Consider the following 17,125-nt stretch of genomic DNA (forward strand, 5'->3'; position numbering starts at 1 on the left):
CCGTCCTCACCGCGGCCGACCAACGGTTCGGCGGGGGGCCCGCGGCCCGCGGTGTGGCCGGGGGGGGTCACCGCGGCCGGGGGCGGGGGGCCGGCCCCCCCGGCCCCGGGCCTTCGTCGCGGCCGGCGGTCAGGGGACGCCGCCGGCCGCGAGCCTGGTGGCCCGCTCGGGCAGGGGTCGCCGAGCGGGCGCGGGGTCACGCCGCGGTGTGCCTGCGCTCGTCGGTGCCGCGCCGGGCGGCGGCGATCAGGCGGCGGCGCTCGTCCTCGCCCATGCCGCCCCACACGCCGTAGGGCTCCTGGGCGGACAGCGCGTGCCGCCGGCACTCCAGCAGCACGGGGCAGCGCCCGCAGAGCTGCTTGGCCCGGTCCTCCCGGGCGGCGCGGGCGGAGCCGCGCTCGTTGTCCGGGTGGAAGAAGACCGCGCTGTCACGGCCTCGGCAGAGTCCCTCCTTCTGCCAGTCCCACACGTCGGTGACTGGCTTCGGCAGGCGCGCGGTGCTGGTCATGGCGGACATACCCCCTGCTGGAGTCGTTTCAGGTGCGATCAAGACGTACCCCGGCCGGTCGGGGGGACAAACGTGTCCTCCCCCATCGGGTTACCCCACTCCGCCGGGCTCCGGCGCGATCACGGTGAGTCCTGGTCGGACGGTCGCCGGTGCAGGAACTCCCTGGCCTTGGTGCGCACGCCCTTGGCCATCACGCCCCAGGCGTCCGGGTCGCCCTTGATCATGGCCTCGGCCACCGATTTGACCTGGTCGAACGAGGCGTGCGGCGGGATCGGCGGGATGTCCGGGTCGCACCGCACGTCCAGCACGGCGGGCCGGTCGGCGGCCAGCGCGGAGTCCCAGGCCGCGCCGAGCGCGCCCGGGTCGGTCACGTCGATGCCGACCAGCCCGATGGAGCGGGCGAACTCGGCGTAGCCGACCTCGGGCAGCGACTGGGACTCGGTGAACTTCGGTGCGCCGCCCATGGCGCGCAGCTCCCACGTGACCTGGTTGAGGTCGTTGTTGTGCAGCACGCACACCACGCACCGCCGGTCCGCCCACTCGTGCTGGTAGCGGGCCATGGTGAGCAGTTCGGCCAGGCCGTTCATCTGCATCGCGCCGTCGCCGACCAGCGCGACCACCGGGCGGTCGGGGTGGGCGAACTTGGCGCCGATCGCGTACGGCACGCCCGCTCCCATCGTGGCCAGCGTGCCGGACAGCGAGCCCCGGTTGCCGGGGCCGAACCGGACCAGCCGGGCGTACCAGTTGGCGGCCGAACCGGAGTCGGCGGTGACGATCGCGTCGGCCGGGAGGCGCTCGGACAGCTCCCACGCGATCCGCATCGGGTTGACCGGGTCGGCGTCGACGTGCGCCTGGGCGCGGAGGGCTTCCCAGGACTGCGCCACGTTGCCCACGACGGTGTCCTGCCAGGAGCGGTCCTCCTTGCGCCGCAGCGACGGCAGCAGCGCCCGCAGCGTCGAGGCGGCGTCGCCGACGAGGTTGACCTCCGTGGGGTACCTCATGCCGATGAACCGGCCGTCCACGTCGACCTGCACCCCGCGCGCCTTGCCGTACTCGGGCAGGAACTGCGAGTAGGGGAAGCTGGAGCCGACGATCAGCAGCGTGTCGCAGTCGCGCATCAGCTCGTAGCTCGGTCGCGTGCCGAGCAGCCCGATCGACCCGGTGCCGTAGGGCAGGTCGTCGGGCAGGACGTCCTTGCCGAGCAGCGCCTTGGCGACGCCGGCCCCGGTCAGCTCGGCGATCTCGCGGACCTCGGCGGCGGCACCGCGCGCGCCCTGGCCGACCAGGATGGCCACCCGCTCGCCCTCGTTGAGCACGGCGGCGGCGCGGTCCAGCTCGGAGCGCGGCGGCACGGAGGTGGTCCAGGACCGGTTGGGCCTGCTGGACGGCACGTGCTTGAACGCGTGCTGCGGCGGCTCGTAGGGCAGCTCCTGCACGTCCGCCGGGATGATCAGGGCGGTGGGCGCGCGCTGCGCCTCGGCCGTGCGGATGGCCCGGTCGAGGGCGTTGGGGAGCTGCTCGGGCACGGTCACGTCGACCAGGTACTCCGAGGCGACGTCCTTGAACAGCGCGTGCAGGTCGATCTCCTGCTGGTAGGAGCCGCCCATCGCGGTGCGCGCCGTCTGCCCGACGATCGCCACCACCGGGACGTGGTCCAGCTTGGCGTCGTAGAGGCCGTTGAGCAGGTGGATCGCGCCCGGTCCGGAGGTGGCCAGGCACACCCCGACCCGCCCGCTGAACTTGGCGTAGCCCACGGCCGCCAGCGCGGACATCTCCTCGTGCCGCGACTGCACGAACTTGGGCCGGTTGTCGGCCCGCCCGAAGGCTGCCACCAGGCCGTTCACCCCGTCACCGGGGTAGGCGAACACGTGCTCCACGCCCCAGTCCCGCAGGCGTTCGAGCACGTAGTCGGCGACGAGCACGGCTTGCTCCTCCCGGTCGGTGCTGGTGCCGACCGGGTACCCGGGGAGTCAGAGCGGTAACAACATCCGCCCGCCGAGCACCAGCGCGCCGAGGGTGACGGCGGCGAACACCAGCACCCACAGCACGCCCGGCACGCGGGTGATCCGGGCGAGCTGGTCGGCGTCCGACTGGGGCGCGCGCCCCCGGACCCGGCGGCTCTGCAGCTCGCCCACCGGGCGCACGCCGCCCAGCAGCAGGAACCAGGCGACGAACAGCGCGAAGGCGGCCTGCCACTCGGCGGTGGCGTACCAGGAGACGGCGAACATCACCCCGCCGGTCACCACCACGGACAGCACGCCGAACAGGTTGCGGATCATGACCAGCATGGCGGCGAGCAGCCCCACGGTCGCCCACAGCAGCGGGCGGACCTGGTCCGAGGTGACCAGTGCCGCCGCGCCGAGGCCGAGCAGCGACGGCGTGACGTACCCGGCCAGGTACATCAGCACCACGGCGACCCCGGTGGGCTTGCCGCGCGACACGGTCACGCCGGAGGTGTCCGCGTTCAGCTTGATGCCCTCCAGCCGGCGGCCGGTGAGCAGCGCGACCAGGGCGTGCCCGCCCTCGTGCGCGATGGTGATCGTGGTGCGGCTCCACCGCCAGATGCCCGGGCTGGCCACCAGGACCAGCGCGAGCACGGCGGGTGCCCACTGCGCGAGTGTCGACATCGCGCTCCAGGATGCCAGGTCCGCGAGGTGCGGTCCCGGGCGCTGCCCCCGGACGCCGACGGGGCACCGTCCACAGTGGACGGTGCCCCGCTCGGGTGGTGGGTCAGCGGTAGTGCCGGGCCTTGTGCTGCTCGGCGACGGCCGGGTCGATGGGCCGCGTCTGGTGGGGCGACACGGTCGGGTCGGCCGATTCCACGCGCTGGTCGTGCGGGCGCAGCTCCTCCCGGTCGCGCTGGACCGGCATCTCCGGGTCGCGGATGCTCTCGTCGCGCTGGGCGACGGGGCGCTCCCCGACGGGCCGGTCCACGACCTGGTGCTCCGGGGTCGGGTGCTCCACGACCGGCTCGACGTCCTCCTCCGGCACGACGACCTTGCGCCGCGCCGGCAGCACCGCGATCAGCAGCCCGACGGCCGCGAGGCCGAGGTGCAGCCAGTTGTCGTTCACGTTGAGCGCCAACGGGTTCCCGAGCCGCTCGACGGGGTTCACCGCGACCACGCCGACCAGCATCAGACCCCACACCAGCACCACGCCGTAGGCGAGGAACACGATCCAGCCGTAGAGCCGGGACAGTCCCGAACCGGTCGCCATCAGCAGACCGAGCACGCCGAACGCCAGGTGGACGACGTTGTGCAGCGGGTTGACGGCGAAACCGAGCAGCATCGAGTGCTGCTCGCCCGCGAAGTCGCCGAACCCGGTGCGGACGAAGCCGGCGATGCCGGCGACGAGGAATGCGAGGCCGAGCAGACCTGCCAGCACCTGGGCGGGCTGGAGGCCAGCGACCTTGACGCGACCGACGGTCGAGTGGGTCATCACGCCCTCCCATGAGGACACGAGAGCCCGCCTGCCGGGCTCCGGACCACCCCCGGCTACCCGACCGTCACAGAGGGCAAACCCGGGGTGGGGAACGGGCGCGCGGACCCGTTCCCCGATTTCGACAGGAGCCACCAACCCCGCCGTGCCGAGGTCGTCCCGACCCACCCCATGAAGGCCGGGGCGTCGCGGTGCGCGATATCACGCGCAGATCAAGGCGACAATTCGCGCGAGCTTCGGACAATGGCCGCGCACTCGTTTCCACGAGCGCGGCCGGACCGCCCTACGCGCAGGTCGGGAGGTGAGCCGGGCGCATCACCGGACCCGGCGCGTCGCCGCACCGGTCCAGTCGGTTCGACCGCTTTCCACTGGCTCTCCCCTTTCCTGTGTCGGCTACGACTATCTCCCCGGAGACGCGTTGTCGTCAAAGGAATATCCTTCTTCGCGCGGTTTGGTCCACACCAGCGAGTACCGCCAGTACAGGTGCCGGCGGATGCGCGCGCCGGGCACCAGCCGGGCCGCGCCGGCCTTGATCTCGTCCACGCCCATCGACCAGTCGCGGACCGGGGCGGAACCGACCGGGTCGTCGCGCACCAGGTTCATCGCTACGTTGAGCGGCGAGGAGACCAGGCTCAGCGCCCAGTCCCACGCCGTCTTCTCCTTGGCGAGCCCGAGGACGGCGAGCACGCCGCCGGGCGCGACGGCGTCCCGCAGGCGGGTCAGGCCGGCGTCGAACGGCAGGTGGTGCAGGACGGCCAGGCACGACACGAAGTCGTACGGCCCGCCGAGCGGGTCGGTGAGCACGTCGGCCCGCCGGAACCGCACGCCGGGCGCGGACCCGTCGACGGCCCGGTCCACCGCCGTGACGGCCAGCCCGCGTGCGGCGAGCCGGCGCGCGAACGCCCCGTGCCCGCACCCGACGTCCAACGCGGTCCGGGCGCCCGGGGGAACGTGCGCGAGCAGGAACGGGTGGTAGTGCGCGTTGTGGTCGAAGCGCTTCACGCACCGAGGACGCACGACCCGACCACCGGGTTGGCCCCGCCCGACCACCGCCGCCCCACGCCCAACCGCCGCCGACTCCCGCCCCGGCCACCGCCCCGCACCCGACCGCCGCCGCTCCCGCCGACCACCGGCCCCGTCCGCCGTCCGATCCCACTCGCCCCGCCGGCTCTGTTCGGCCGCCCATCCCATCCCGGGGGTGGTGAGGGGTTGACCTCGACCTTGGTCGAACTCCTACGGTGGTTCGGCAACCTACGAATGGGGGATCGACCGATGCGTGCCATCCGACAGCACGAGTTCGGACCGGCGGAGAACCTGCTCCTGGAGGACGTGCCCGACCCGGTCCCGCAGGCCGGGCAGGTGCTGGTGGCGGTGAACGTGGCGGGCGTGCACCTGCTGGACGCGGCGATCCGCCGGGGCGAGCAGGCCGGGCCGTTCCCGCCGCCCCCGCTGCCCATGACGCCGGGCCGCGAGGTCGCGGGCGTGGTGACCGGGGTCGGTGACGGCGTCGACGGGTCCTGGCTGGGCAAGCGGGTCGTGGCGCACCTCGGCATGGCCAGTGGCGGGTACGCCGAGCTGGCCGCCGTGAACGCCGCGTCGCTGCACGAGGTGCCCGCGCACGTCGCGGACGACGCGGCGGTGGCCATGATCGGCACCGGGCGGACGGCGTTCGGGGTCCTGCGGGTGGCGCAGCCGACCGCCGACGACGTGGTGCTGGTGCCCGCCGCCGCCGGCGGGCTCGGCGCGCTGTTCGTGCAGGAGGCCAAGGCGGTCGGCGCGCGGGTGGTCGGGGCGGCGAGCACGGCGAAGCTGGACCTCGTGCGCGAGCTGGGTGCCGACCTCGTGGTCGACTACACCCGCCCGGACTGGGCCGACGACGTGCGCGCCGAGGTCGGCGAGGTGAGCCTGGTGCTCGACGGCGTCGGCGGCGCGGTGGGCAGGCAGGCGTTCGAGCTGCTCGGGCTCGCCGGGCGGATCGTCATGTTCGGCTGGTCCTCCGGCGAGCCGACCAGGATCGAGACCCTCGACCTGTACAAGGGCGGCCTGACCGCGACGGTCGCCGTGGGGCCGCGCATCCTCAAGGGGATGAACCTGCGCGAGCTGGAGACGGAGGCGCTGCGGGCGCTCGCGGAGGGCCGGCTGACGCCGCGCACCACCGCGTTCCCGCTCGCCGACGTGGGCAAGGCGCACGACGCGCTGGAGAACCGGGAGACGACGGGCAAGGTCGTGCTCACCGTGTGAGTGCCCACCGTGTGAGTGCCCACCGAGCAGGGCTCACCGGGCAACGCCGGCCGTGCGCCCGCCCGAAAGCGGGGCGCACGGCCTTCCCCGGTCATCCCGCAGCCCGGTCGGCCCGCAGCCCGGTCGGCCCGGCCCTGCGGCTCACAGCCCGACCGGCTCACAGCCCGACCAGCTCACAGCCCGACCGGCTCACAGCCCGACCAGCTCACAGCCCGACCGAGACGATCCGCTCACCGTCGAAGTCCCGGATCTCCACCGCCGCCACGTCGTCCGGCGCGACCAGCGCCGACCCGTCCAGGTTGGTGCCCTCCCGCTCGCCGAGCGCGGAGACCAGCCAACTGCCCGCCTCGTGGCTGCTGCCGTCCTTGGCGACGACCACCACCCGGCACTTGCGGTCCTTGGCGATGCCCGCCGCCGACACGTTGAGCCGCACCCAGCCGGCGGCCGGCTTCACCTGCACGGTCATCCGCGCGCCGGTGACCGGGTCGACGGCGGTGCCGACCCGGGCGTCCGGCACGACCGGCGGCGTCGACTCGGCGACCGGCGGGGTCGGCGCGGTGCTCCGGCCGACCGCGAACCCGCCGCCCAGCACGACCGCCGCCACCACCGCCGCGACCAGGCCGAGCCCGACCTGCCGCCGCCGCACCCGCCCCGCCCGCTCCCGGCGCACCTGCCGCAGCGCCCGTTGCAGCACCAGGTCGCCCTCCGGCGGCCCGTCGAGCAGCGCCTCGGGCGGCACACCGCCCATTGCCCCCTCGACCGCCCGCAGCTCACCGACCTCGGTGCGGCACGCCGGGCAGGCCGCCACGTGCTCCTCCACCGCCCGCACCTCCGGCTCGTCCAAGACGCCCAGTACGTAGGCGCCCAGCAGCTGTGGATCGTGGTTCGTGGTCATCCGGCCACCCCCTTCAACGCGACCCGTTGTCCGGTGAACGTCTCCCGCAGTGCCCGCAGCGCGTAGTGCGACCGCGACTTGACCGTGCCGGGCGGCACGCCCAGCGCCTGCGCCGCCTCGGACACGCTCCGGCCCCGGAAGTAGATCTCCACCAGCACGTCGCGGTGGTCCGACGACAGCCGGTCGAGCGCTTCCAGCACCACGACCGAGTCCACCACGGATTCCGCGTGGTCGCGCTCGACCGGCGGGGTGGCCGGCGTCTCCGGCACCTCCCTGGGCCGGGCCGCGCGCGCCCTGATCCGGTCGGTGACGAGGTTGCGGGCCACCGTGAGCAGCCAGCCGCGCACCGAGCCCTTGCCGTTGACGAGGGCGTCCGGGTGCCGCCAGGCCCGCACCAGGGTCTCCTGGACGACGTCCTCGGCCGCCGCCCGGTCGCCGGTGAGCCTGGTCGCGTAGGCCAGCAGCGCCCGGCCGTGCTCCTCGTAGAGGGACCGGATCAGGGCCTCGTCGGCCGCGGTCTCCCGTCTCCGGGACCACAGAGCCGCCATCCACCCACTCCTCTCGTCAACTCCCCGCCGAGGGACACGGCTGCGGAGCCGGTCCGGTTCAGAGCGGGGCGTCACGGGCAGGAGCGGTTCTCGTTGACGCAGGCCGCGACCTCGGCGGCGAGGGCGTCCGGCATGGCGTTGACCGCCATGGCGTGGTCGGTGCGCGGGTCGCGGAGCTGCTCGGGGAAGCTGTCGAGCGCGAACGGCCGGCCGGCGGGCACCCGGTAGGCCACCCGCACGCTCAGCTTCGGGATCGGGAACGTCCCCGGCCGGCACGCGCCGTTCGACGCGGCGGGCACGACGTGCGCCCGGTGCGAGGCGCTGTCGGTGTTGCGGCCGTCCCAGCAGCTCGGGAACTCGTAGGTGCGCAGCACCTCGCGGTCGGGGCCGCACACCGGGTAGCGGTCGGTGTGCCGGTCCTCGTAGCCGGAGCAGCTCCAGCGGGCGGTGCCGCCGCCGGAGGTGAGCGCGGCCGGGTCGCCGGTGATCATCCGCAGGAACCTCGGCACCGGCACCACCTTGCCGACCGGGCTGCCGGTGAACGTGACGGACACCCGGGCCGGCGGCAGCACCTCGCCGGTGTTGCCGTGCGCGCCGCCGCCCGGGGCGTGCGCGTCGTGGCCGACGCGGTCGGTCAGCCGCAGCACGGGCCAGTAGTAGCTGGACAGGTCACCGCCGGCGCACGACGTGGTCGCGGCGGCCAGCGACCGGTCGGTGCTGGTGTGGTCGGTGCTCAGGTTGCCGACGTACTCGTGGGTGTGGTGCGCGCCGAACGGCGTGCCGGGCGCGATGACCACGTTGTCGGCGTTGAGGTGCCGCTGCTCGTTGTGCCCGCACTCGACGGTGAACGTCCCGGCGGACGCGCCGGCGCCGGGGGCCGCCGGCCGGGGCGGCGGGGGCACGTCCTCGATGTCGACGAACCGGTCGCCGGCCCCGCAGGAGCCGAGCAGGAGCACGAGGCACAGGGGGAGCATCCGCCGCACCCGCCCAAGCTTGCCACCCCGGCGGCCGGCGGGGTCGTGCCCTCGTCCGGCCGGTGCCTAGGCCGTTGCGGTGACGAGGGTGCGGCCTTCGGCCGTGACGACGCCGACCGCCGCCGGCTCGTCCGGGTCGACCGCCGCCCCGGCGAGGTCCGTGTCCCCCCGCCGGGCCGCGACCCAGCCCCCGGCGACGGCGCGGCGGCCCCGCGAGTCGGTGGCGACCAGGGTGCACCGCTCGCCGGCGTCGACGCCGGCGACCCGGGCGCGCAGCCGCAGCCGGCCGTCGACCGGCGTGACGGTGGTGGTGATCCGGGTCGGGCCGGCGGTGGCTTCCAGGACGCGTTCCCCGGGCCGGCCGAGGTGCAGCCCGCCGACGAGCGCGACGGCGGCGAGGGTGGTTCCCGTCGACGTCGACCGAACGGGCAACAGGACAGCAGCCGAACGGACGCGGGACGGGGCGCAGGTCGCCCGCTCGTCGGCGGTGAGCAGGCGTCGCGGACCCCGCCGAGGGCGTGCGCTGCGCGATTCCACCCGGGCGCGACTCCGCGTGTCCGACCGGTTGCGCACCGCCACCACCCTAGGTAGAGTTAGACCATGGTTGCGGCACGGAAGGGACCGAAGATGACCCTGCCCACCCAGCTCGTGCTGGGTGTGCTGCTGGAGGACCCCGCCCGGGAGCGGTACGGGCTGGAGATCTGCCAGGTGGCCGAGCTGCCCAGCGGGACCGTGCACCCGATCCTCGCGCGGCTGGAGCAGTGCGGGTGGCTGGAGAGCCGGTGGGAGGACGCCGACCCGCGCGAGCGCGGCCGGCCCCGCCGGCGGTACTACCGGCTCGACGCGGACAGCGTCGCGGTCGCCCGCGCCGCCGTCGCGCGGGCCCGGGGCTCGGTGCCCAGGCTCGGCCTGCTGCGACCGCACGCGGCAGGTGGGACATGACCAGGCGGGACCGACTGGCCAGGATCCGGCTGCTCGCGCACGACCTGGAGGCCGTGCTGGACGGCAGGCTCGACCGCATCCTGGACCGCCACCTCGCGCACCACCTCGCGCTGGAGCTGCGCCGGGCGCTGGAGCGCGACGGCGACGCGCGGCTGCGCGAGGTCTACCGGCGGGTGCTGTGGCTGGAGTTCGCGGTGGAGCGGAACTACCTGGCCACGGCGAGCTTCGAACCCATGGTCGCCGCCGCCCGGATCATCCGCGTGGAGTTGGAGCCCCGGCCGTGCGGCCGGCTGCTGGGCCTGGCGGTGGCCGTGCTGCCGCCGCACCACCAGGCCCGCTACCACGAGGAGTTCCGCGCCGAGCTGGACGACCTCCCGCCGGCCCGCCGGGTGCCGCACGCCGTGCGCCTGCTGAGCCGGTCCTGGATGCTGCGCCGCGCGTTGCAGGGGGAGCCCCGGTGACCGTCGAGCTGCCCCGCGCCTGGCGGCGGTTCCGCCACCCGCCCGGCCCCGAGTACCGGTCCATCCTGGTGGTGGACATCGCGGGCTTCGGGCGCTGGCCCAACCCGCACCAGATCGTGGCGCGCGACGTGCTGACCACCGCCGTGCGGGACGGCTTCCGCGCGGCGGGCGTGCGCCCGGCCGACCTGGGGTGGCAGGACCGGGGCGACGGGATGATGGTGCTCGTCCCGGCCCGGGTGTCCAAAGTGGACATCCTGGACCCGGTGATCCCGCACGTGATCGCCCGGCTGCGCCGGCACAACGCGACCGCCGCGCCGCACATCCGGCTGCGGATCGGCCTGCACGCGGGCGAGGTGCACCGCGACGCCCACGGCTGGGTGGGCAGCGACCTGAACACCGCCTGCCGGCTGGCCGACGCCGACCCGGTGCGCGCCGGGCTCCTGGGCGACGCGGTGCTGGTCGTCTCGGACGTGCTCTACCGGGGCGTGGTCCGGCACGGCTACCGCCGGGTCGACCCGGCGGCGTTCAACCGGGTCGAGGTGGCCGAGAAGGAGGTGCGGGAGCCGGCCTGGGTCGCCCAGGTCTCCTGACCCGCCCGTCGACCGTCCTCTGTGGACAGCGACCGCCGGGTCGCACGCCGTCAGGACGAGTCGCCGTAGACCGATCGGAGCCAGACGAACGTCAGCGCGTCGACCAGTTCGCGGTCCTTCTTCGCCGAACGGCGGGCGACCGACCGGCCCAGGAACGCCTGCTCGTTCATCGACACCAGGACCGCCGCCAGCGACCGCGCGTCCGGGCCGTCGACCGCCACGCCGGCGTCCCGCTCCCACGTGATCTGCTCCGCCGTGGCGTCGACGAACCGCCGCGCCACGCCGGTCCAGAAGTCGCGCATCAGCGGGTCGGTGTCGCGGGCGCGGACGGCGGCGCGCAGCACCGGGCCGTGCGCCCGCCACACCGCCAGGGTCGCGCCCAGCGCCCGCCTTATGGCGGCTTCGGGCGGTTCGCTCCCCCGGCGCAGCCAGGACGACGCCGACTCGTAGAGCGCGTCCAGCACGCGGGCGGACAGGGCGTGCAGGACGGCTTCCCGGGACGAGAAGTGGAAGTAGAACGTGGACCGCGAGATGCCCGCGCCGGCGGCCAGCTCGTCCACCGCGATGTCGTCCAGGGAACGGGTCTGGAGCAGCCGTTCGGCGGTGTCCAGGATGGCCTGCGAGGTGAGATCGCCTTTGCTGGGCCGACGTCGTGACCCGAGGGACCCGACCGGTGACCGTGGGGACATGGCGGACATGCTGGCTGCACCGCACCCGGGACCGCAACCCTTCGCGACGAACCGGTGCCGTCTCGCAAGGCGGGGTCCGGAGTGGACCCGGCGCAAAGCCCACGGCCACCCCGCGCCACGACCCCGGTCGGCGCGCGTCCGGCCCGCCGGAGGGGTAGACAGGACGGGTGGATCCCGTCCGGGCATTGCGGCAGGTGGCCTTCCGGCTCGAACGCGCGGGCGAGCCGACGTACCGGGTCAGGGCGTTCCGCCGGGCGGCGGAGGTGGTGGCCGCGCTGCCGCCGGGCGAGCTGGCCGCGCGGGTCCGGAACGGCACGCTCACCGCCCTCGACGGCATCGGCAAGTCGACGGCGGGCGTGATCGCGGACGCGGCGGCGGGCCGCGAACCGGCGTACCTGAGCCGGATCCCCGCACCCGTCGTCGGCGGCCAGGCGCTGCGCGCGCTGCTGAAAGGCGACTGCCACACGCATTCCGACTGGTCCGACGGCGGCAGCCCGATCCGGGAGATGGCCGAGACCGCGCGCGACCTCGGGCACGAGTGGGTGGTGCTGACCGACCACTCGCCGAGGTTGACCGTGGCCAACGGCCTGTCCGCAGACCGGTTGCGCGCGCAGCTCGACGTGGTCGCCGGGCTGAACACCGAGCTGGCGCCGTTCCTGCTGCTGACCGGGATCGAGGTGGACATCCTCGACGACGGCTCGCTCGACCAGGACCCGGACCTGTTGGCGCGGCTCGACGTCGTGGTGGCCAGCGTGCACTCCAAGCTGCGGATGCCCGAGGCGGAGATGACCGAGCGGCTGCTCACCGCCGTGGCGAACCCGGACGTGGACGTCCTGGGCCACTGCACCGGCCGGCTGGTGGAGGGCCGGGGCCGCCCGGAGTCCCGGTTCGACGCCGAGGCGGTCTTCACCGCGTGCCGGGAGCACGGGACCGCCGTGGAGATCAATTCCCGCCCGGAGCGCCGGGACCCGCCGGGCAGGCTGCTGCGGCTCGCGGTGGAGCTGGGGTGCGAGTTCGCCATCGACAGCGACGCGCACGCGCCGGGCCAGCTCGACTGGCTGTCCTACGGCTGCGAGCGGGCCGAGGAGTGCGGCGTCGAGCCCGAGCAGGTGATCAACACCCGCTCGGCGGCGGACCTGCTCGCCTCCCTGACCTAGCGGTCACCGCCGCGCCGGCGGCGCTCACCTCCCGGCGGCGGCGGTGCGGGTGGTGCGGGAGGCCCGCACCAGGTGCCCGTACCACGGGACCAGCGGGCCGGTGCGGCCGTCGACCAGGCGCCGCCAGGTGGCGCGGCACAGGTCGCGGAACGGGCCGGCGTCCCAGCCGACGGCGAGGTCGGCCAGCGGGCGGTCGTGCACGTTGCCCAGCCAGTAGCGGCGGTCGAAGTTGTAGGCGACCGGCACGGCCGCGCCGTTCGCCTCGATCACCAGCGGGGTCAACCAGCGGCCCAGCGGCAGCTCCTCGGCCACCGGGCCGGCCATGAACGCGCCCGGGTCGCGGGCCAGCACGGTCCTCGGCACCGCGTCGAGCTGCACGGCCATTCCGTGCTCCTCGGCGATCCGTCCCAACTCGACGGCCGCGTAGGCCAGCTCGACCGCGTCCGGCCGCTCCCCCGCCATCCGCCGGTTCGCCGCGCCCTCGGGTTCCAGCGGGTGCACCTGGAGCAGGAGCGCGCCGGACCGGGACGCGGCCAGCGCCACGTCGCCGAGCTGGGTGGCGTTGCCCTGGGTGAGGGTGGTGACGACGCCGACCGGGATGCCCGCCTCGGTGAGCCGCCGGATGCCCGCCAGCGCCCTGCCGAACGCGCCCTCCTGGTCCCGGATGCGGTCGTGGGTGGGCTGGTCGCCGTCCAGCGACACGGCGACCAGGTCGACCAGCCCGCGCACCAGGCCGATCCGGCGTTGGGTGAGCGCGACCGCGTTGGTCGTGACGGTCGTTCGCATCCCGACTTCGCGCGCGGCCCGCAACAATGCGGGCAGTTCCGGGTAGAGGAACGGTTCCCCGCCCGAGACGCTCATGACGTCGTACCCGAGCCCTGCCGCGTCGCCGACCACTTGGGACAGCACGCCCACCGGCACCGACTCGGCCACGTCGGGCCCTGAGCTGGAGTAGCAGTGCAGGCACCGCAGGTTGCACAGCCTGGTCGGGTGAACCTGGAGGACCGCCCTGCCGCCCATGTGCCCCATTCCGCCCTCCCGTGATCCCTGATATCCGTATGGAGCAGGCAGACGGACTGGTGATACGTCATTGCGTCACCAACACCACAGGGCATTCCCCCCAACGTGGGAACCTGCGCGTTTGGTTGAAACAACGGCTGTCGGATCTGCGACGTTCTACACGAGGCGGCGAGGCCCGAGTGCCGCCTGACGGGGAGGGGACGTGCGCCGCAAGTTCGCAGTGTCCACCGACGTGGCCGACGAAGCCCGCCGCCGGGTGCTGCGCGACCTGCACGACGGCGTGGGCCCCTCCCTCGCCGCGATCGCCCTCGGGCTGCGCGCCGCGCGGCACCTGGTGGCGCGCGACCCGGCCTCGGCGGGCACCCTGCTGGCCCGGCTGGAGGAGGAGGTGCACGGCGCGGTCGGCGAGATCCGCCGGCTGGCGGCCGGCGCGTACCCGACCGGGCTGGCCCGGCTGGGGCTGGCGGGCGCGGTGCGGGCGCACGTCGCCACGCTGGCCGACCGGCACCCCGTGCGCGTGGTCGTGGAGGCCGAGCGGGACCTCCCGGAACTGCCGGTCGCCGTCCAGGTGGCGGCCTACCGGATCATCTGCGAGGCGCTGACCAACGTGGTCCGGCACGCCGGCGCGCGCACCTGCGCGGTGCGGCTGTGGTGCGCGGACGGCCTGCACGTCGAAGTCGTCGACGACGGCTGCGGCGCGGGCGAACCCGAGGGGAACGGCGTGGGACTGGACTCGATGCGGGAACGGGCGCGCGAGGTCGGCGGGACGTGGGCCATGGAGGACGCCGCCACCGGCGGCACCCGGATAGCCGTCGACCTTCCGGTCGCGGGCGGAGTGTGAGCGCAGTGCCGCCCGCGCTCCGGGCGCTGGTGGTGGACGACCACCCGCTGTTCCGCTACGGCCTGGCCACGGCCCTGGCGGCGGCGAGCGACCTGGAGCTGGTGGGCGAGGCGTCCGGCGGCGCGATGGCGGTCGAGCTGGCCGCGCGGCTGCGCCCCGACGTGGTCGTGATGGACCTGAACATGCCCGACCTGGGCGGGGTCGAGGCGACCCGGCGGATCGTGGCGCACGACCCGACCGTGCGGGTGCTGGTGCTGACCATGTTCGACGACGACGACTCGGTGTTCGCGGCGATGCGCGCGGGCGCGCTGGGCTACCTGCTCAAGGCGGCCCGGCCGCAGCAGATCGTGCGCGCGGTGCGGGCGGTCGCCGAGGGCGAGGCGATCTTCAGCCCCGGCATCGCGGTGCGGCTGCTGGCCTACTTCGGCACGTCGCCCCGGTCCGAGCCGGAGGCGTTCCCGGAGTTGACCACGCGCGAGCGCGAGGTGCTGCGGCTGATGGCGGACGGCCGGGGCAACGCGACGATCGCCCGGCTGCTGGTGCTCAGCCCCAAGACCGTCCGCAACCACGTGTCGAACATCCTGCGCAAGCTGCACGTGGCCGACCGCGCGCAGGCCGTGTCCCGGGCCAAGCGGGCCGGTTTGGGCGACGAGCCGGGACAGGTCGGGACACCGGGGCCGTAGTGCCGGGACACCTCCGCTCGGGACGATCGACCCGGGCGGGGCGTCGGTCACGGAGGCGGGGAGAGGTCATGAACGGTGAGCAGATCGCGGTGGCGCTGCACGCGGCGGACTCGATCACCCGGGCCGGGGTCACCTCGGCCCTGCGGTCCCGGCCGGAGATCCGCCTGGTCGGGCCGGAGGAGCCCGCGCCGGTCGCCCTGGTGGTGCTGGAGAAGCTGGACGGCGGGGCCCAGCAGCTCCTGCGCAGGCTCCAGGTGCACGGCAGCCCGAACATCGTGCTGGTGGCGGGCGACATCACCGACCCGGAGCTGCTCGACATCGTCAGCAGCGGCGTGTCGGCGGTGATCCGGCGCTGCGACGCCACCCCGGACACGTTGGTGCGCCTGGTGAAGGCGACCGCCGCCGGCCAGGGCGCGCTGCCGCCGGACCTGCTGGGCCGGTTGCTGGACCGGGTGTCCCGGTTGCAGCGCAACGTGCTCAACCCCAACGGCTGGACCATGGCCGGCATGTCCGACCGGGAGACCGAGGTGCTGCGGCTGATCGCGGACGGCTTCGAGACCAAGGAGATCGCCGATCAGCTCTGCTACTCGCAGCGGACCGTGAAGAGCATCCTGCACGACATCACCAACCGGTTCCAGCTGCGCAACCGCGCCCACGCCGTGGCGTTCGCGCTGCGCGAGGGCCTGATCTGACCGCCGGGACCACCCGCCCGGTCATCCCCCGTCCGGCACGCGCCCGTCGACCGCCTCACTCGACCCGTCCGGAGAACGACACGGCCGGCTTGCAGTTCCCCTTCTCCGCCGGGTTCTGGCAGCTGACCGCGAAGACGACCTTCTCGCCCGGCTTGAACCGCAGCGGCTGCACGTAGTGGCGGTCCAGGTCGCGGAAGTTGGCCAGGTTGACCTCCAGGATGATGCTGCGGGTCCCGTTGCTGTCGCGCAGGACCCGGGCGGTGCCCGAGTCGCCGCGCGGGTTCTGCAGCACGATGTCGCTGACGTTCACCGACTTCTTGTCGTCGGCCGGGGTGAACACGAAGTCGGTGAACAGGTCGGGGTTGGTGGTGGCGGCAGCGTCGGCGGCCACCCGGAAGTCGGTGGGGTCCCCGGCGGGCCCGGCGACCGGGCGCACGACCGTCGGCGGGGTGCCCGGCGCGGCACCGGGGTCGAGGCCGACCGCCTGCATGGCGGCCTCCGAGTTCCCCTTCGCCTGCTGGGAGTCCGTCTTCGCCTGGCCCGCGCTGTCCTCCGCGCGCTGCACGGCGGCCTTCACGTCGCCCGCCTGCTCGGTCGCCGCGTCCCGGGCGGCGGACTTCACGGCCGGTTGCAGGACGGTGAACCACAAGGCGCCGAGCAAGGCCGCCAGCGCGACCAGGGCGAGCAGCACCGGCAGCAGCCACTTGGGCAGCAGCTGGCGCTGGACGAACATCCCGTCGGCGACGAGCGGGGTGCCCGCGTCCGGCACGACCTCCACCCGGAACGGCCGGGACTGCGGCTGACCGCGCAGGAACGTGTCACGCGGCTTGACCACCAGCCGCACGAACGCGGCGGTCCCGGGCGCGAGCACGACCTCCGGCCGGTCCAGCGCGAAGTCCAGCTCGCCGTCCGGGTCGCCGGGCGTGAACCGCACGCCCACGGGGTGGTTGCCGACGTTGTCGACGGCCAGCTCGAACCGGGCCCGCCTGCCCGCCTCCACCCTGGTGGGCACCAGCTCCGCGCTCAGGTCGGTGAACGGGCCGACCTCGACCTCGCCCTCCTCGACCACCGAGCCGTACGGGTCCTCGCGGGAGGTCACCCGCACGCCGAACGGCACCGGCCCGGCCGGCACGTCCGCCCGGCGCGGCGGCGCGAACCGGACCACCACCTCGGCGGACGCCTGCGGGACGAGGTTGACCGACCCGGGTTCGGCGACCGCCCAGCCGGCCGCGTCGCCCACCACGTCGACCGCGAACTGGTCGACCAGCTCCCCGGTGTTGCGCACGACGACCGTGCAGGTGGTCTCGGAGCCCGGCTCCACGGCCAGACCTGTGGCGGACAACGTCGCGGTAGCGCCCATGTCGTGAATCCTCCGGTGGACGGGTCGCGCGGGCACCGGGCCCGGGGGTGGGGTGCGGTGCGCTCCGCACTGCCCCAACGGGCAAC

The 17,125-nt window shown here is 74.6% G+C and carries 20 protein-coding genes; 8 read left to right on the top strand and 12 right to left on the bottom strand.

Annotated features, from left to right (window positions below; translation table 11 throughout):
* Positions 1-196: 196 nt before the first annotated feature.
* The 5 genes from AB0I60_RS24415 to AB0I60_RS24435 form a co-directional block, all read right to left on the bottom strand.
* Positions 197-508 (bottom strand): WhiB family transcriptional regulator, encoded by a 312-nt coding sequence (locus AB0I60_RS24415; RefSeq protein ID WP_360733213.1) that lies wholly within the window; start codon positions 506-508, stop codon positions 197-199.
* A 119-nt stretch (positions 509-627) separates the two neighbouring features.
* Positions 628-2,430 (bottom strand): thiamine pyrophosphate-requiring protein, encoded by a 1,803-nt coding sequence (locus AB0I60_RS24420; RefSeq protein ID WP_360733215.1) that lies wholly within the window; start codon positions 2,428-2,430, stop codon positions 628-630.
* Between the two features lie 48 nt (positions 2,431-2,478).
* Positions 2,479-3,135, bottom strand: coding sequence for a M50 family metallopeptidase (locus AB0I60_RS24425; RefSeq protein WP_360733217.1), 657 nt, complete (start codon positions 3,133-3,135; stop codon positions 2,479-2,481).
* Positions 3,136-3,238: 103 nt separating this feature from the next.
* Complete coding sequence (locus AB0I60_RS24430; RefSeq protein WP_360733218.1) at positions 3,239-3,946, bottom strand: DUF4383 domain-containing protein; 708 nt, start codon at positions 3,944-3,946, stop codon at positions 3,239-3,241.
* A gap of 399 nt (positions 3,947-4,345) precedes the next feature.
* The gene (locus tag AB0I60_RS24435; protein ID WP_360733220.1) at positions 4,346-4,948 is read right to left on the bottom strand and encodes a class I SAM-dependent methyltransferase; all 603 of its coding nucleotides are present in this window, start codon (positions 4,946-4,948) and stop codon (positions 4,346-4,348) included.
* Positions 4,949-5,218: 270 nt separating this feature from the next.
* Here AB0I60_RS24435 and AB0I60_RS24440 point away from each other — a divergent pair, with 270 nt between their 5' ends.
* Positions 5,219-6,187, top strand: a complete 969-nt coding sequence (locus AB0I60_RS24440; RefSeq protein WP_360733222.1) for a zinc-binding dehydrogenase — start codon at positions 5,219-5,221, stop codon at positions 6,185-6,187.
* A 205-nt stretch (positions 6,188-6,392) separates the two neighbouring features.
* On the opposite strand, the gene AB0I60_RS24445 is transcribed toward AB0I60_RS24440, so the two are convergent.
* The 4 genes from AB0I60_RS24445 to AB0I60_RS24460 all read right to left on the bottom strand — a co-directional run bounded on the left by AB0I60_RS24445 (position 6,393) and on the right by AB0I60_RS24460 (position 9,036).
* Positions 6,393-7,082 carry a zf-HC2 domain-containing protein gene (locus AB0I60_RS24445; protein WP_360733223.1) on the bottom strand — a complete coding sequence of 230 codons (690 nt, stop codon included), beginning with the start codon at positions 7,080-7,082 and terminating at the stop codon, positions 6,393-6,395.
* Entirely contained in the window at positions 7,079-7,630 is a 552-nt protein-coding gene (locus tag AB0I60_RS24450; protein ID WP_360733224.1) for a sigma-70 family RNA polymerase sigma factor, read from the bottom strand. The genes AB0I60_RS24445 and AB0I60_RS24450 overlap by 4 nt, the downstream gene beginning before the upstream one ends.
* A gap of 71 nt (positions 7,631-7,701) precedes the next feature.
* Entirely contained in the window at positions 7,702-8,604 is a 903-nt protein-coding gene (locus AB0I60_RS24455; RefSeq protein WP_360733226.1) for a DUF1996 domain-containing protein, read from the bottom strand.
* 66 nt (positions 8,605-8,670) lie between these two features.
* Positions 8,671-9,036, bottom strand: a complete 366-nt coding sequence (locus tag AB0I60_RS24460) for a hypothetical protein (RefSeq protein WP_360733228.1) — start codon at positions 9,034-9,036, stop codon at positions 8,671-8,673.
* Positions 9,037-9,231: 195 nt separating this feature from the next.
* Between AB0I60_RS24460 and AB0I60_RS24465 the strand changes: the two genes are divergently transcribed.
* The 3 genes from AB0I60_RS24465 to AB0I60_RS24475 are packed head-to-tail and all read left to right on the top strand — an operon-like array spanning position 9,232 to position 10,597.
* Positions 9,232-9,546, top strand: coding sequence for a helix-turn-helix transcriptional regulator (locus tag AB0I60_RS24465; protein ID WP_360733230.1), 315 nt, complete (start codon positions 9,232-9,234; stop codon positions 9,544-9,546).
* Positions 9,543-10,007, top strand: coding sequence for a hypothetical protein (locus tag AB0I60_RS24470; protein WP_360733232.1), 465 nt, complete (start codon positions 9,543-9,545; stop codon positions 10,005-10,007). The genes AB0I60_RS24465 and AB0I60_RS24470 overlap by 4 nt, the downstream gene beginning before the upstream one ends.
* Positions 10,004-10,597 (top strand): hypothetical protein, encoded by a 594-nt coding sequence (locus AB0I60_RS24475; protein WP_360733234.1) that lies wholly within the window; start codon positions 10,004-10,006, stop codon positions 10,595-10,597. The genes AB0I60_RS24470 and AB0I60_RS24475 overlap by 4 nt, the downstream gene beginning before the upstream one ends.
* A gap of 50 nt (positions 10,598-10,647) precedes the next feature.
* Here AB0I60_RS24475 and AB0I60_RS24480 read toward each other — a convergent pair whose 3' ends face one another.
* Positions 10,648-11,286, bottom strand: a complete 639-nt coding sequence (locus AB0I60_RS24480; RefSeq protein ID WP_360733236.1) for a TetR/AcrR family transcriptional regulator — start codon at positions 11,284-11,286, stop codon at positions 10,648-10,650.
* A 167-nt stretch (positions 11,287-11,453) separates the two neighbouring features.
* Here AB0I60_RS24480 and AB0I60_RS24485 point away from each other — a divergent pair, with 167 nt between their 5' ends.
* On the top strand, positions 11,454-12,443 hold the full coding sequence (locus tag AB0I60_RS24485) for a PHP domain-containing protein (protein ID WP_360733238.1): 990 nt from the start codon (positions 11,454-11,456) through the stop codon (positions 12,441-12,443).
* 24 nt (positions 12,444-12,467) lie between these two features.
* On the opposite strand, the gene AB0I60_RS24490 is transcribed toward AB0I60_RS24485, so the two are convergent.
* Complete coding sequence (locus tag AB0I60_RS24490; RefSeq protein WP_360733240.1) at positions 12,468-13,463, bottom strand: radical SAM protein; 996 nt, start codon at positions 13,461-13,463, stop codon at positions 12,468-12,470.
* Between the two features lie 202 nt (positions 13,464-13,665).
* On the opposite strand from AB0I60_RS24490, the gene AB0I60_RS24495 reads away from it, so the two are divergent.
* The 3 genes from AB0I60_RS24495 (at position 13,666) to AB0I60_RS24505 (ending at position 15,679) form a co-directional block, all read left to right on the top strand.
* Positions 13,666-14,304, top strand: a complete 639-nt coding sequence (locus AB0I60_RS24495; RefSeq protein ID WP_360733241.1) for a sensor histidine kinase — start codon at positions 13,666-13,668, stop codon at positions 14,302-14,304.
* Between the two features lie 5 nt (positions 14,305-14,309).
* Complete coding sequence (locus AB0I60_RS24500) at positions 14,310-14,987, top strand: response regulator transcription factor (protein ID WP_360733243.1); 678 nt, start codon at positions 14,310-14,312, stop codon at positions 14,985-14,987.
* A 68-nt stretch (positions 14,988-15,055) separates the two neighbouring features.
* Positions 15,056-15,679, top strand: coding sequence for a response regulator transcription factor (locus AB0I60_RS24505; protein ID WP_360733245.1), 624 nt, complete (start codon positions 15,056-15,058; stop codon positions 15,677-15,679).
* Positions 15,680-15,734: 55 nt separating this feature from the next.
* Here AB0I60_RS24505 and AB0I60_RS24510 read toward each other — a convergent pair whose 3' ends face one another.
* Positions 15,735-17,039, bottom strand: coding sequence for a hypothetical protein (locus AB0I60_RS24510; protein WP_360733247.1), 1,305 nt, complete (start codon positions 17,037-17,039; stop codon positions 15,735-15,737).
* Between the last annotated feature and the right edge of the window lie 86 nt (positions 17,040-17,125).

The organism is Actinosynnema sp. NPDC050436, from assembly GCF_040655415.1.
Classification (GTDB): domain Bacteria; phylum Actinomycetota; class Actinomycetes; order Mycobacteriales; family Pseudonocardiaceae; genus Actinosynnema.

What these genes read in the sequence shown, in the direction of transcription:
- AB0I60_RS24415 (WP_360733213.1), bottom strand. Translation starts at nt 508, where the DNA reads ATGACCAGCACCGCGCGCCTGCCGAAGCCAGTCACCGACGTGTGGGAC.
- AB0I60_RS24425 (WP_360733217.1), bottom strand. Translation starts at nt 3,135, where the DNA reads ATGTCGACACTCGCGCAGTGGGCACCCGCCGTGCTCGCGCTGGTCCTG.
- AB0I60_RS24430 (WP_360733218.1), bottom strand. Translation starts at nt 3,946, where the DNA reads ATGACCCACTCGACCGTCGGTCGCGTCAAGGTCGCTGGCCTCCAGCCC.
- AB0I60_RS24440 (WP_360733222.1), top strand. Translation starts at nt 5,219, where the DNA reads ATGCGTGCCATCCGACAGCACGAGTTCGGACCGGCGGAGAACCTGCTC.
- AB0I60_RS24445 (WP_360733223.1), bottom strand. Translation starts at nt 7,082, where the DNA reads ATGACCACGAACCACGATCCACAGCTGCTGGGCGCCTACGTACTGGGC.
- AB0I60_RS24450 (WP_360733224.1), bottom strand. Translation starts at nt 7,630, where the DNA reads ATGGCGGCTCTGTGGTCCCGGAGACGGGAGACCGCGGCCGACGAGGCC.
- AB0I60_RS24455 (WP_360733226.1), bottom strand. Translation starts at nt 8,604, where the DNA reads ATGCTCCCCCTGTGCCTCGTGCTCCTGCTCGGCTCCTGCGGGGCCGGC.
- AB0I60_RS24465 (WP_360733230.1), top strand. Translation starts at nt 9,232, where the DNA reads ATGACCCTGCCCACCCAGCTCGTGCTGGGTGTGCTGCTGGAGGACCCC.
- AB0I60_RS24470 (WP_360733232.1), top strand. Translation starts at nt 9,543, where the DNA reads ATGACCAGGCGGGACCGACTGGCCAGGATCCGGCTGCTCGCGCACGAC.
- AB0I60_RS24480 (WP_360733236.1), bottom strand. Translation starts at nt 11,286, where the DNA reads ATGTCCCCACGGTCACCGGTCGGGTCCCTCGGGTCACGACGTCGGCCC.
- AB0I60_RS24490 (WP_360733240.1), bottom strand. Translation starts at nt 13,463, where the DNA reads ATGGGCGGCAGGGCGGTCCTCCAGGTTCACCCGACCAGGCTGTGCAAC.
- AB0I60_RS24505 (WP_360733245.1), top strand. Translation starts at nt 15,056, where the DNA reads ATGAACGGTGAGCAGATCGCGGTGGCGCTGCACGCGGCGGACTCGATC.
- AB0I60_RS24510 (WP_360733247.1), bottom strand. Translation starts at nt 17,039, where the DNA reads ATGGGCGCTACCGCGACGTTGTCCGCCACAGGTCTGGCCGTGGAGCCG.